At 44.4% G+C, this 14,008-nt stretch carries 11 protein-coding genes; 2 read left to right on the forward strand and 9 right to left on the reverse strand.

Features of this window, described 5'->3' with window-relative positions; translation table 11 throughout:
• Positions 1-30: 30 nt before the first annotated feature.
• Entirely contained in the window at positions 31-615 is a 585-nt protein-coding gene (locus tag R8N49_RS09450; protein WP_186585568.1) for a flavodoxin family protein, read from the reverse strand.
• A gap of 231 nt (positions 616-846) precedes the next feature.
• Between R8N49_RS09450 and R8N49_RS09455 the strand changes: the two genes are divergently transcribed.
• Positions 847-1,185: a hypothetical protein gene (locus R8N49_RS09455; RefSeq protein ID WP_025500824.1), complete on the forward strand. Its 339-nt coding sequence runs from the start codon at positions 847-849 to the stop codon at positions 1,183-1,185.
• Positions 1,186-1,485: 300 nt separating this feature from the next.
• Here R8N49_RS09455 and R8N49_RS09460 read toward each other — a convergent pair whose 3' ends face one another.
• The 7 genes from R8N49_RS09460 to R8N49_RS09490 all read right to left on the reverse strand — a co-directional run bounded on the left by R8N49_RS09460 (position 1,486) and on the right by R8N49_RS09490 (position 12,075).
• On the reverse strand, positions 1,486-2,079 hold the full coding sequence (locus tag R8N49_RS09460) for a mechanosensitive ion channel family protein (protein WP_017820061.1): 594 nt from the start codon (positions 2,077-2,079) through the stop codon (positions 1,486-1,488).
• Between the two features lie 493 nt (positions 2,080-2,572).
• Positions 2,573-4,687, reverse strand: coding sequence for a type I secretion system permease/ATPase (locus R8N49_RS09465; RefSeq protein ID WP_005374556.1), 2,115 nt, complete (start codon positions 4,685-4,687; stop codon positions 2,573-2,575).
• A gap of 15 nt (positions 4,688-4,702) precedes the next feature.
• Complete coding sequence (locus R8N49_RS09470; protein ID WP_005374560.1) at positions 4,703-6,616, reverse strand: EAL domain-containing protein; 1,914 nt, start codon at positions 6,614-6,616, stop codon at positions 4,703-4,705.
• Between the two features lie 5 nt (positions 6,617-6,621).
• Positions 6,622-7,305: a transglutaminase-like cysteine peptidase gene (locus tag R8N49_RS09475; RefSeq protein WP_005374561.1), complete on the reverse strand. Its 684-nt coding sequence runs from the start codon at positions 7,303-7,305 to the stop codon at positions 6,622-6,624.
• A 114-nt stretch (positions 7,306-7,419) separates the two neighbouring features.
• Entirely contained in the window at positions 7,420-8,811 is a 1,392-nt protein-coding gene (locus R8N49_RS09480) for an HlyD family type I secretion periplasmic adaptor subunit (RefSeq protein WP_005374562.1), read from the reverse strand.
• A gap of 173 nt (positions 8,812-8,984) precedes the next feature.
• Positions 8,985-10,208 carry a sigma-54-dependent transcriptional regulator gene (locus tag R8N49_RS09485; RefSeq protein ID WP_005383565.1) on the reverse strand — a complete coding sequence of 408 codons (1,224 nt, stop codon included), beginning with the start codon at positions 10,206-10,208 and terminating at the stop codon, positions 8,985-8,987.
• Entirely contained in the window at positions 10,201-12,075 is a 1,875-nt protein-coding gene (locus R8N49_RS09490; protein ID WP_017634535.1) for a sensor histidine kinase, read from the reverse strand. Before R8N49_RS09490 ends, R8N49_RS09485 begins: the two co-directional genes overlap by 8 nt.
• 115 nt (positions 12,076-12,190) lie before the next feature.
• Here R8N49_RS09490 and pdxH point away from each other — a divergent pair, with 115 nt between their 5' ends.
• A complete protein-coding gene (gene pdxH, locus R8N49_RS09495) occupies positions 12,191-12,826 on the forward strand; it encodes a pyridoxamine 5'-phosphate oxidase (RefSeq protein ID WP_005374570.1) in 636 nt (211 codons plus the stop codon).
• Positions 12,827-12,899: 73 nt separating this feature from the next.
• On the opposite strand, the gene R8N49_RS09500 is transcribed toward pdxH, so the two are convergent.
• Positions 12,900-13,619 carry a PAS domain-containing protein gene (locus R8N49_RS09500; RefSeq protein WP_017820063.1) on the reverse strand — a complete coding sequence of 240 codons (720 nt, stop codon included), beginning with the start codon at positions 13,617-13,619 and terminating at the stop codon, positions 12,900-12,902.
• Positions 13,620-14,008: the final 389 nt, after the last annotated feature.

Consider the following 14,008-nt stretch of genomic DNA (forward strand, 5'->3'; position numbering starts at 1 on the left):
AGATGTATCTTACGGGGCTTCTTTTTATTGTTAGCGAGTGGAGAGCTTGTTCACGAGCATAGCGACTCGTTTGCCAAGATACTCTGCTGTTGCAACATCAGAAGCATGCAACTGACCATCTTCACCACCTTGTGCAACAATACCACCTTGTACACCATAACGATTCAGGTTTTGCTCCCCAGAATTGCTGATCTTATCCAATCCGACCCACATCATACCGTGCTGGTAAGCGAAGGTTTGAAGGTATTGCAGTGAGCAAGATTGGTCGCCATTCATTGCCCCACCACTGGTAAAGCCAGCCGCGATTTTGCCCGCCCATTTTTGGTAATACCAAGATTCACTGCTTGCATCTGCAAATGCTTTAAACTGCGCTGCTACACCGCCCATATAGGTCGGTGAGCCAAAGATAATCGCATCACACTCAGCAAGTTCATCCATTAGTTTAGAGTTCACAAAACGTCCCTCAATAATCTCACTGCCTTCAATTCGGTGAGAGAGGATTTCACATTCATCTTGCTGCTTAATGCCTTGTTGTTCAAGGCCTGCGGCAATCGCGCGAGCAAGCTGACCAGTAACGTCGGTTTTAGAGAAATAAATAATCGCAATTTTGGACACAATGGTTCCTTTTTTCATTGTTGATTTTTAATCGTGCGACTAAGGCTAAAACCTCAAGCTAAGTTGAGGTCAAGAAGAGATTTGAGATAGATAAAGTACGAATTGGTATCTAAAGAGCTTTCTTATAGGGTAAGTCGACGGCATAACTACAGTGAATGCAACGACGATGAATATCGTGTATAAAAGCGTTAAAGGAAGATCTTAAAGATGTAGAAAACTCTCTTGGAAACAATGATAAAGGTACCGATACTAGTGATGAGTAATAGGCGGAAAAATAGATTAAAATATGTAAACTCAGACCTGATCCAAGGCGGGAAAAGTACATTTCATCGTTTCTTAAGGCGAGGGATTATTATCATTATGGTAGGAGGCCTTTCTACAGCCTCTTCCACGGTATTTGCACACTTTATAGCGGGTGTGTTTGATGTGGATATGAATGTTCATCCAGAGAGCTTAGAAGAAAAAGTGCATGCACTACTTTTTGTTTCGGTCAGTCTTGTTTTTTACCTCTTTTATGCCCTTATCTCGCTAAATATTAGTGGGTGGCTCATAATGAAGCTAAAAATATAAGCTTAACTAAAACCATGTCCTTGTATTTTAAGGAAGATGGAACTAGTGACGATTTTTTCTTTGCTTGCACCATCTCTATTTTTTGTATTTATTTAAGGTTCGTAAATAAGAAGCTTCCTTTGGTTGAAGTGGCGCTTTTGGTTTCGGCGATGTGTCATGCTTTTATCATGAAAGAATACAGTGGTGACCTTCAGCTTATACGTTTTGTCTCTTCACTGTTTTTCGCCATTAACTTTGGGTTATTTGTGACCACCAAGTGATACTAAAAAGCCGATGTAGATACATCGGCTTTTTAGTGGGTTATTTCTTTCTGCGAGTATAAATCCGAGATTTGGCTTTACTTGGCTCTGGCTTGTTTTTTGCCAGCTTTAGCACTGCTTTTTGCAAAATCTGGTTGTTTGGGTAAGTGATTAAGTTACCGTTGTCGTGCTTAATTAACACGTGAAACATGCTGATTTCTTGAATCTCACCGCAGATGTCTTCATCTTTGTCTACGACTTTAATTCGGTCACCCACTCGGTACGGGAAGACAAAAAAGATCAAAAAGCTGGCAGTGATGTTGCTCAGAATTGACCACTGCGCAATAAACGCCACACCTAATACGGCAAAAATGGACGATAGGAACAAAGACACATCGCCATAGCCAATACCTGTGATAATGGCAAAAATAGAGGCGGTCAAAAATAGCAGCGCGACATTGAAACAGCGCTGAATAAAACTCAAACGAGCCTTTTTTACACCTTTCGTTGTTGCCAAATTTAGGATGGCTCTATTTACAATCCTCTTCAGGATGCGATACGCGATCAGGACAAAAATGCCCATCAATAGTTTGTAACCGAGGGAGCCCGTAGTGAAATACTGGCTCACTTGCTCTAATTGGATCCAATCATTCATTTCTTCATCTCGACGATATCTAGAAAGCGGCTTTTATAGCTGATTTTTTGCTGTAAGTAATCACAATTTTTCTTTACACCATTTGTCTCTGTGTTGAGGTTCCACAGAGTACTATATAAGTTAATCAAAGACTTAGTGAGTATTACGAACTCTTTGGCTTCATTACTTATATTCAATCAAAGCTGACGTGATTTTGAAGAGAGCAATCTTTGAGCTGTATCCCATATCCGACATTCTATGACGCTAGTTCCGTATAAACGAGCTGAATATGACTTTTGTCCTGATAACCTAAGATGTATTAATTGAAATAGCTTTTAGGGCGTTGAAAAATGGAAGAAGATGAAAAGGCGATTATGATTTTATTCGTGATTGTTGGCCTTGTACTCGTTTGGGTCGCGCTTGAAGAACTTAATTATCTCGGACTCCCAATAAAATAAGCCCCGTTAAACACAAGTTAAACGGGGCCTTTGTCTTTTATCAATGTGAATTCAGGCTAGCTAACCGCACGCACTTTGCCTTGTTTCAAATCGTTCAGCACTTGCGCTTTAGGGCCATCTGCGATGATGCTGCCTTTCTCCATCACAATTACGCGATCAACGATGTCGAGCATAGACGTTTTATGCGTAATCAGAATCAGCGTTTCACTAGGTTTCAACTGTGCTAATTGATGCTTAATGTGCATCTCTGAGCGGTTATCCATTGCACTGGTTGGTTCATCCATGAGTAGAACAGGAGGACGACCCAAAAATGCACGAGCGATCGTGACTGCTTGACGTTGACCACCCGAAAGCATTGCACCACCTTCACCAACTTGGCGTTCTAAGCCCGCAGGGTCAGATTGCGTAAACGCAGTAACACCGGCACGATTCGCTGCGTCTAGTACGTCACGGTCATCGGTTAATGGGCGACCTAGCGTAATGTTGTCGCGGATAGAACCAAAGAACAGATTCGAATCTTGCGGCACACAACCAATATTACGGCGAATGTCGACATGATGCAGCTGTGCGATGTCGGTATCATCAATGCGAACATGACCTTCCGTCGGCTGATACAAGCCCATGATGAGACGTTCTAACGTGGTTTTACCCGAACCGATACGGCCTATGATCGCTACTTTTTCGCCTGGGTTAATGGTCAAGCTCAAATCTCGAATCGACGCCACCGGTGAATCTGGGTAGTGGAAGGTCACGCGTTCAAGTTCAATTTTGCCTTGTACTATTGGGCGGTGAATGTAACGTTTACCTTCTTCTTGTTCATCCGGCATTTCCATGACTTGATTGATAATTGTCATAGAAGACTTCGCTTGGTTGTAGCGCGTAGAGAGTAAGGATAACTGAACCAAAGGACCAATCGCGCGGCCGCTAAGCATGGTTGCGGCAATCAAACCACCCATGGTTAAGTCGCCTTCTGCAATTAAGTAAACGCCTAGGATGATCATCCCTACGTTACTACTTTGCTGGACAAAACCTGCCGCGTTTTGAATGCTATCCGTAATTCGGCGGCTTTTTATATTCCAGTTCGCCATGTGCGCAACTGCCTCTTCCCAGCGGTATTGGAATTGGCTTTGCGCACTGAGCATTTTTACGGTTTCTAACCCAGCCAAGCTCTCTATCAAATTGGCATATTTTTGCGATGCTAGGCGTGAACCCTCCTCAATGGAGCGGCGCAGCGGCCCTTGTATCAGTAGCGAGTGAATAATCAAAATGACCACGCCCACCATCGGTACATACACAAGATCGCCAGCCATTAGCCATATAATCACTAAGAACAAAATGGCAAAAGGCAAATCAATGAGAGCACTGACGGTCGCTGAAGTAAAAAACTCTCGAATAGATTCGAATTCTTGTAAATGGCGAGCGAAGGCACCGACCGAAGGCGGCTTTGATTCCATTCTAATCCCCATCACTTTGCTGAACAGTTTGGATGAAATCAGAATGTCAGACTTCTTGCCCGCCACATCAATGAAGTAATTTCTCAGCGACTTGAGAATGAAGTCGAACAGGAACACGACAAAGATGCCGCTTGCTAGTACCCATAGGGTTTCAAACGCAAGATTCGGAACCACTTTGTCGTACACCAAGCGAGTGAATAGCGGAGCGGCAACCGCAAAGAGGTTGATGAGAAGTGATGCGATTAAAACATCACGGTAGATGCGTTTTGACTGCCACAAGGTGGACCAGAACCAGTGGCCTTCGTTGGTTTTGAGCACTTCGGGAGAGCGCTCATCGAAACGGAATTGCTTTTTAACTAAAAAGTACCGACCAGTGTATTGCTCAAGTAGGTCTTCTAATGGAATAGAGATCGGCACCATTCCACTTTCTAGGGTGGTGACTTCGGCCTCGCGTTTCTCCATATTGATGCTGTTGAGAACGCAAGAGTCACCGCCTTTAAGAACTAAGATTGCCGGCAGAATTAGGCTGGAGATGCTCTCCAGCTCTGCGCGGTTTTCCTTGGCAACCAATCCGGCCCTTTCCGCTGCTCTTGGTAGCAAAAATGGGGTCAGTTTACCGTCAGATAGCGGTAGTCCGTTGACTAGCGCTTCTGGCGAGTTAGCTAACCCATAGTAACGGCTAACGTAGATGAGCGAATTCAGTAAAGGGTCTTTCATCGTTGATAAACCTTTTTATTCCTTGTCGACGATGAATCCTTGGAATACCTCAACAAAATGTTCAGTGAGGAAATCCAACTGGATTTGAGTTTCGATACGCGATGCGATAGTCGTAATACCAAGGTTGTGGGCAGTACGAGAGATCGACGTTAGCGTGAATTTCTGTTTTTCGTCGTGCAAGTTGTGTGTGAATAGGTAATCGAGCTTCACATAGTTCGGGCGGAACTCTTGGATGTATTCCAAAGATTGGAAGTTACGTCCGTAGTTATCTACGCCGAACTCAGCACCTGATTGGCGAATGGCATTACATAACAGTGCTGTGTGGTGAGGCTGATCGATAAAGCATTCCTCTGGAATTTCAAAATGTAGCTTAGAGGCCACTTTGGCGTGTTTCTCTAGCATGCTCGTTGTCCAGCGAATAAACGATGGTTGAGACAAGCTGCTTTGCGCGATGTTAATCGCGACTGGGTCATTAAGTTCACCATTTTCTAGCATCTTAATCATTGATTCAATGACATACTGGTCAAAGATGTTGGTGGCGTCTAACTGTTCTAGTGCGAATAGGTATTGATTCGCACGATACGTTTCACCATCTTTTTCGATGCTTGAAAATACTTCGTTGTGGAATACTTTACCCCATGTGTTTTTCGCAGCTTGGAAACGGAATTTAACCCAATCACTATGAATGGCTTCTTCAACCAACGCTTTCCATTGCTGTTTACCCATCAAACTAGAAGGTGTATCACTGCCAATGAAGCCGTATGGCTTGTCTGGTTGCGCTTTGGCTTTCGATAGTGCGTTGTCCACCATCGAGAGGATTTCAGAGCGCGTTTTCTGATCTTTGCTGTGTGCAACCCCTAGTGACGCTTTAGGTTTTGCTAAGCCTGTTGGGTCAGTATTTAGGCCGTTCACACAATTGACGATGCTGTCCGATAAAATGCGTAACTCGCTCTCATCCATATGAGGGAAAAGCAAGCCGAACTCATCACTAGACAAGCGAGCAATAGTGGCACCCGGTACATCAATGGTGTTTTTCAAACGTTGAGACAGTTCTTTAACGTGGGCATCTGCGCGTTGGTAATCTTTGGTCTCGTAAATGTCCCCAATGTATTCAGCATGGAGTAGCGCGATACCCCCTTGCGTTTGCTCTGCAAGCCATTGGTCAATTTGGTTGATGTAGAATGAGCGGTTACCCAATTTAGATATAGGATCGAGGTAAGCTTGAGCACGCAGACGTTGCGCCTCTTTGGCTTGCTCTTTGAATGATAGCTCGATTTGAGCAGACATCATGTTAATGCCATCTACCACCGCGATAAGATCTTTGGTTCTTGGACGAGCAAGCGGTTCACCAAATTGGTTATTCGCGATTTCATGCATTTTATTCACGATGGCCGTTAATGGTTTTAGCGAGCGACGTAGGATGTATGAAATTGCCACTAAACCAGCTAGAAAAATGACACTGAATACAGACAGCAAGCCAATAAAACCTTGCCAGAGCTGCTCGTAAGCTGCGCCTGGGTGGCTAATGATTTCTACTTCGGCGAGCTGCATCCAACCACTGGTCACAACACGCTTATCGTGAATCGCTTTAAATAGATTCATGTCGATAAACCATTGTGGCACCGTACTTGGTTTAACTGGGTAAGTACGCACGATCTGGTAGTCAGAATCTAATGCTGTAAGACGAACAACGGAGTAGGTGCTGCCGTCAAACAGAGCATTAATCACGGACTCAACCGCGACTTTATCTTTGTCCTTTAGGTAAGGAGCCAATGCCAAACCTACGGTGTTAATAGTGTTGTTGACCTCTGAACGTTGCTGTTGCTCCAAGCTGTCTCGAGTCGTGTTGAATTGGATTACGAATACTGATGCCAACAAGAGTATAAAGACCGTAACCATCCCCACCACAAGCTTCTTATATAGGGTCATGTTTCTCACTCGTCATAGTTAATTTTAGGTTTATTTAACTGCAACTTACGTTCGCGCGAGCGTAAGTCATTCCAAAGGCTCAACCGTGATGCTTTCCCTGCCAGCTCTCCAGTGCTAGCAGATGACTTCATCAACCACAGGTTTGTACCATTAAAACTGTATATCGGTAGCAAGTCGCTACGCTTAGAGGCTCGGACAATGTCAGGATTGATATTATCGAGAATGAGCGGCTCAGAACTTGGGGTAGGGTAGTAAGCTAATACCATGTGAAACTGATTCAGTTCGATGGCTTTTACGTATATTAACCGCATCTTTGAATCTGGTATTCCTAGCTCGAGTAAAGAGAAGTACTTAGCAATAGTGAAATCTTCACAGTCTCCTGCGTTACTCCCTAAAAATTCGAGTGGCGTAGCCCAATAATCTGTCTTTCCCCACAGTTTTATGTCGTCAACGAAATACAGCTGATTAAAAAAGTCGTTAACGCCAGCGAGCTGTTCATGAGTCTCTAATTGTTTAAATAAGTCGAGGTTCTTTCGCCATGTATTTACGCGCAATCCCGCACGTTCGCCGTACACCGCTGTGACCGTATTGACCCATCGTTGTTCTTTACTGTTCAGCGCACCAAGTTGGAACGACAAACAACTTAAGCTGATTAATAATGTAACTTTACGCTGCAAATTGGATCGCATATTCGACTCGTATCACAAGTATACTCTTCTAGAGAGTTCGTCAGTGAGAAATAAGTGCTTTTTATTTAATCGCTTATCGCTCAATACTCCCTATCGCGAGTATCTTAATGTGGTTTACTCCTTCAAGGCGTTCGTTTTGGCACTTAAAATCGGTTTAAGTAGATATTCCAAAACGGTTCGCTTCCCTGTGATGATATCGACCGATGCTGTCATTCCTGGAATGATTGGTAAATCTGCATCTTGACCAAAGTTTGTTTTTTCGGTGCGTACACGAACAATGTAGAAGCTGTTGCCTTCTTCATCTTGAGTGGTATCCGCGCTGATATGTTCCAACTCTCCCTCTAAACCGCCGTACTTTGTGAAGTCGTAAGCTGTAAACTTCACGATAGCATGAAGATCTGGGCGTAAAAATGCGATGTCTTTTGGCGCAATTTTCGCCTCTACCAATAGTGTGTCTTCTGTTGGTACGATCTCGACGATATCCATACCAGGTTGGATAACACCACCGACAGTATTGATGTTCAGTGTTTTGATTTTGCCTGTTACTGGCGAATTCACAACCGTTCGGTTTACTCTATCTTCCAAGCCCACCGCTGATTCAACCAAAGCAGATAACTGGTCTTGGGCGCTGTTGAGTTTCTCTTGCTGTTCAGAGCGGAATTTGAGTGCAACATCAATACGGTTGAGCATGGATTCTCGAATCGCTGATTGCAATACGGGAATTTTGAGCTCACTGGACGTCATTTCACGACGGGTATCGTTGACTTGGCGCTGTAATTTGAGCAGTTCAATACGAGGAACAACGCCCTCGTCTGCCAAAGGTTTGGTGATATCGAGTTCTTTTTTCGCGTATTGGTAGCTTTGACGCAAGTTCCTTACTCGTGCTTGGATCTCTACCAAGTCCTGCTGCTTTTGCTGCACTTGTTGGTCAATAACAGAAAGTTGGTTGCGTAAATTATCTAGATCTTCGCGATATTCTGCTTTTTGACGCTGTGTGAGTTGAGGTCGAGTCTCTTCCAAGGTTGGTGGGAAGGTCAGTTTACCGTAATCAAGTAGTACACTTTGACGCCAGTTTTCCGTTTCAAAATCACGATTAACGGCAACACTGTTAATAGAAGCGGATAGTTGCAGCACAGATGCGGTAAGGTTGGCAACTTGTTGCTCACGTTCACGAAAATCTGAGCGAAAGCGGGTGTCATCGATAAGCAGTAACTGTTGGCCTTTTTCAACCAACTGACCTTCTTTGACTAAGATTTCTTTGACTAAGCCACCTTCTAAGTTTTGGACTACTTGTATCTGTGAGGAGGGAATCACTTTGCCTTGACCAACCGTGACTTTGTCGATTTCAGCCCAAGATGCCCAACCTATTGCTGCAATGAAAAATAGCACCATAACCCAGAGCATAAAACGCGCGCTGTTGGGGGTATTGAGGAGCAATGCTGCAGTTTTGTCATCAACAAAATCCAACTCTTCATCGTTGAGTTTGTTGTAGTTATCTCGGCTCATCACAGTCCCTGCTTATATAATTACGGATTATCTTTTTGATCTTATTATTATTAACCGATCATGTCAGCATGCTCGGCTAATAAAATATGAGAAGAGGGTTATTCTCTCTTCAAATGAGCTTTCTTACACTTTCTAAATCAAACAAAAGCATAATTAGCGCCGGAGTATAGCTATTACGCCTTGAACTTGGCTTTATCCAACTGATGTTTTTTTAGTTTGTCGTACAAGGTTTTGCGTGATACCTGTAATTCTAGTTGAACCTCTTTGAGTCTGCCGCGATGTCTTTGCAATGCATCGAATAACAAGCAATATTCAAAGTATTCTGTGCGCTGAGTCATACTCTGAATTTCAAGACTTTTCTCACTATTCCAATCTTCCATTCTAAAAGTATCTGGCTTGAGGGCACGAAGTTCAGCAAATTGGCGTAGCTGCTTAACGTTTTCTGGCCATTCGAGACTGGTGAGGTGTTTGACTTCTTCTAGGCTGATATGTGGTGGCTGTAACTGATATCGGCTCGCGGTGTGGCGCACAAAGTGCTTGTATAAAGGCCCTATATCTTCCTTTCTTTCATCGAGCGTTGGTAAGTGAATTAGAGTCGCCAGGGATTTTAGAGGCGGCTCGGCTTGGGTGGTCGCGCCAAAAACACGTTCAAGTTTTGGGTGCTTGAACAAGTATTCCCATTGCTCAAATGATACATGCTCTGCGCTATGTAAGTACAAACTGCAGTGGCGTTTTCCTTCACTTAAGCGGTGTATGGCTTTGTCGAGCGCTTCTAATGAAAGCTCATAGAGGTCTTCACCAGAAGCGGCGATTAGCTCACTATCCGGTGTTGCATGTATGTCGTGGGCAAATTGTGCGGCGAGACGGCGACCTGTACCATCTTGACCTACAAAAATGAGCGGCTGGCTTGTAGGCGCACTGATCAAGGCGCGACGAATGCTCACCATGGCCTTACTGTGACCAATCATTTTCGGACCAACATGAGTTTGCATGTCGAGCTCTTTCTTAAGCCAGATGTTTTCTTGCAACAAGTTCAGTTTATCGCTGGCATTGTTGAGCGATTTCATGAGCTGTTCCGTTGAAAACGGTTTTTCTAGAAAGTCGTACGCGCCGCTTTTCATCGCATCTACCGCGGTTTTCACATCTCCATGTCCAGTAAGTACGATGAATTGAAAGTGATCGTTTTTGCTTCGCAAAGTTCGCATAAACTCCAAGCCATCCATCACGGGCATATGGATATCGGTAATGATAATCGCAGGCGTATTTGAGTCGATTACGCGTAAGGCTTCTACTGCGTTTGGTAAGCAGGTGACGTCTATCCCTTCAATCAGCAGGGCTTGAGACACGGCATCACGAATGTGTGGTTCGTCATCAACAAAGAAAACTGGGTTATTCATGGTCGTTTTCCACTTCTGGGGTACGTTTATTCTGATTGACTATTGGTAGCGTCACGATAAAGGTCATCCCTCCTGCTTGTTGTTCTGTGTTCTGATGTTTATAGGCACAGAGGGAGCCGTGATAGCTCTCTATAATCCGCTTGGAGATGGTCAAACCTAATCCAAGACCCTCCGGCTTAGTCGTAAAAAATGGGTCGAACACTTTTGCTAGGGCTTCGTCTGACATCCCTGGTCCGTTATCGGAAACAAGAATGTCGCAACTGTCATCATGACACTGAACAGCAATGGATATTTGCGGATCGATACAGTGGTTTTCCATCGCTTGTGCGGCGTTGTGGAAGAGGTTTATCAGCACTTGTTCTAATTCAACGCTGTGAATGGCCAGCTTCACATCATAGTCGATGGCCGGAACTTTTAGTGTTACTCCTTGCTTAATAAGCTTGTTGCTCAAAATGCTGGTGGCAGTATGTACCGCGTCGTGCAGTACTGAGATTTCATTGTGTGAATCGTGCGTGGCTTTCCGAGTAAAGACTTTTAAGCGGGCAATGACTTCCGAAATGGTGTCATTGAGTGTCAGCATTTTGCCCAAATTGTCGGCGACCATTGGGTATTTTTCCATTGCCAACAAACGCTGCGAGTTTTCGGTATAGGTTCTTAGTGCGGAAAGTGGCTGATTTATCTCATGGTTAATACTGGCTGATAGCTCGCCCAACAGTGCCAATTTCGCGGCTTGTGTCAGTTCTTGTTGTGTTTGTTTAAGCTCTTGTTGGCTTTGCTCATATTGGCGGATGGTCTGTTGTAGTTTTTGGTTGGCTTCACTCAGAACTAGTGTCCGTTGCACTACTTTTTCTTCTAGGCTCACATTGAGATGGGCAAGGCGTGCTTTGTTAACTAGGGTTTGGAACCACGCTAACGCAATTAGAGCAATGAGCGCATATAAGATCAGGAAGACGATATCGGCCTGTAAAACGGCGGCAAGAACGCTGTTGTGGTTAATTAAGGCAACGACGCGAAACCCTTTATCCAATAAGTGTGTTGCGTATGCGAGGTAATTCGGTGATAGAAGCAATTGATTGTCATCAAACTCTGTGACACCACTGTGTGCCGTTAACTCACCAAAATATTCGGGTAAGGTATCGCCATATTGACGCGTTTCGGTAAGTTCATTTATTGCACTCGATGACAGTGGGAAAAGTGCACGATAGCGCCAGTCTGGTAAATTGCTCATAAACACGACATTGTGTTTATCTGTAATGAGTACGTCAGTCGTGGTTTGCGAAAGGCGCTGTTCTAATTGCTCCAAATTCACTTTTACTGTGATCACGCCAACGACTTCCTCATTTACCCACAGCGGAGATGAGAAGAAGTACCCACGTTTATTCGAGCGTACGCCTAATCCAACGTATTGAGCGGGCTCACCGCGTCGCGCATTTTTAAAATAGGGGCGATAGCTAAAGCTAGAGCCAACAAACGTATCTTCTTGCTGAAAGTTACTTGAGGCTATGACTAACCCGGTACGGTCATGAACGTAAATCGTATCGGCCAAACTTTGCTTCAACCAATCTGATAACAGTAGGTTGAGCTCTTGAGAGGGCGTTCCGCGCTCGACTGCTTTGAGTAGTCTTGGGTCGTGACTTAATAGGTTTGGTATCTGTTCAAACTTTGCCAGTTCGTAGTCCACTTCTTGTGATACTTGCGCGGCTTGTCTCTCTAGCTTTTGTTGCCATTGATCATGTTGGTATTGAGTTGCGTAATGATGAGTAAGCGCAAGCCCTGAAATGCCAACGGCACACAGTAGCAGTAAAAAATGACGTAGGGCTTTGGGGTTGAGTAAGTTCACGATCGGCTCACTGGTTTTTTGTGTCATGGTATCAAATGACGCACTGTGATGCTGTGAGCGGCAACGATAACAAGCACAATGATGTCCTTGTATTTCCTCAGTATCGGGAGCACAATCGACAAAAACGAGTGAAGGAGTAAAGATGGAACTTGCTGATATTCGTCGTGAGTACACCAAAGGTGGGCTGCGTCGTAAAGATTTGAAAGCTGATCCTATTGATCAATTTAATCTGTGGCTAGAGCAAGCAGTTGAAGCGGGTTTAACGGACCCGACTGCGATGACAGTTGCAACGGTTGATGAAAATGGCATGCCGTTTCAACGCATTGTTCTATTGAAAAACGTCGACAAAGATGGTTTTGTGTTTTACACCAACCTAGGCAGTCGCAAGGCCCAGCAGCTAGAGCATAACAGCAATATTAGTTTGCACTTCCCTTGGCATCCGTTAGAGCGCCAAGTTCATATTACTGGTGTGGCTGAAAAGCTTACCGCCGTAGAGAATATGAAATACTTTACTTCTCGTCCTAAAGAGAGCCAGTTGGCCGCAATCGCGAGCAAACAAAGTAGCCGTATTTCTGCCAGAGGTGTGTTGGAAGGTAAGTTTTTAGAGCTAAAACAAAAGTTTGCTAAGGGTGAAATACCAGTACCAACCTTTTGGGGTGGCTTTCGCGTAAAACCAAAGAGCATCGAATTTTGGCAAGGTGGCGAACATCGCCTTCACGATCGTTTTCTTTTCTCCCAGCATGATGGAAGTTGGGACATTGATCGTTTAGCGCCATAGGCTTATGGTCCCTCATGAATAAACAAACACCGCCGAATTGGGGCGGTGTTTTTGTAGGTAGAAGCGATGCGAATTATCGCTCTCCATTCAACACAACCGATAATTGATGCTTAAGCAGCGTTTTGGGTACAACAGAGCCGTAGCCTGCTTCCATTGCTTTATCTATTAGTTCGTTCTTGCTGTTCGCTGCAAACTTATTACGTAAGCGTGCGACGTGACCTTCAACGGTTTTTGTTGATATGCCCATGACCTGAGAGATAAATTGAGGCTTTTTGCCATAGAGCAAGAGGAAAAGCGTTTCTTGCTCGCGGCATGTGAGCTTCTCTGGTTTTGGTTGTAAGTCAGAAAAACGAAAGATGGATTGTTGATTTGGGTTGGTACTGATTGCACGACAAACCCAATACCCGACTTCAATCACGGCGGTGTCGGTGAGTTCCCTTCCGTAGAAAATGGTGCCTACGATGTCGCCTTTGTCATCTCGCCACGGTGTTTTAGTAAATATATGTGCTCGCCAGCGGCCATCTGGATAAGGGTGGATATCCAGAATTTTTAGTGACTCGCCAGTTTCGAGAACGTGTTTATCTTGGCGTTGAAATTCTTGCGCGCATTCAGTGGTTGGGCTGGCCATATCAAAATCAGTTTTACCCAAGCACTCCTCGGGCGACGTGTGCCCTAACAGTTCTGCGTATTCCTGGTTTACGTATAGGAATACCGAATCTTTATCTTTGCATCCCCAACAACCTGGTAGCTGTTTAAGGAGGGATTGTTCTATGGTATCGACTGAAATATTCACAAAAGGACTCACTACATACTGCTTTTACCAATACAGAGACGTCCGTGTTACATGGCTCGTATTGATGTTGCCAAGTAGGCAGTTACGTTGCTAGAACACGTTCGTTGATTGGCGCTCAATCCAATTAAATTCGTGGTGTTCGATGTTTTCGTCAGGTAGTCATAGACAACGACGAAATGGAACGAAGAGTTTAATTGGGAAAATGGTCTGTTTCATTACAGATATGTGCGCTCACGGATGTCCGCCAATGTTCGGCTTACAACTCGTATCGTCCTTGATCATGCTTCCTACAACTCAGTTGTAATGTGGTTGACGTTCATATCACTTGTGAGCGAAAGAGCAGCACCTAAGCATATGAGAGGGACAGTGAGACAAACGCTATGATATCA

Source organism: Vibrio sp. 1978, assembly GCF_033344345.1.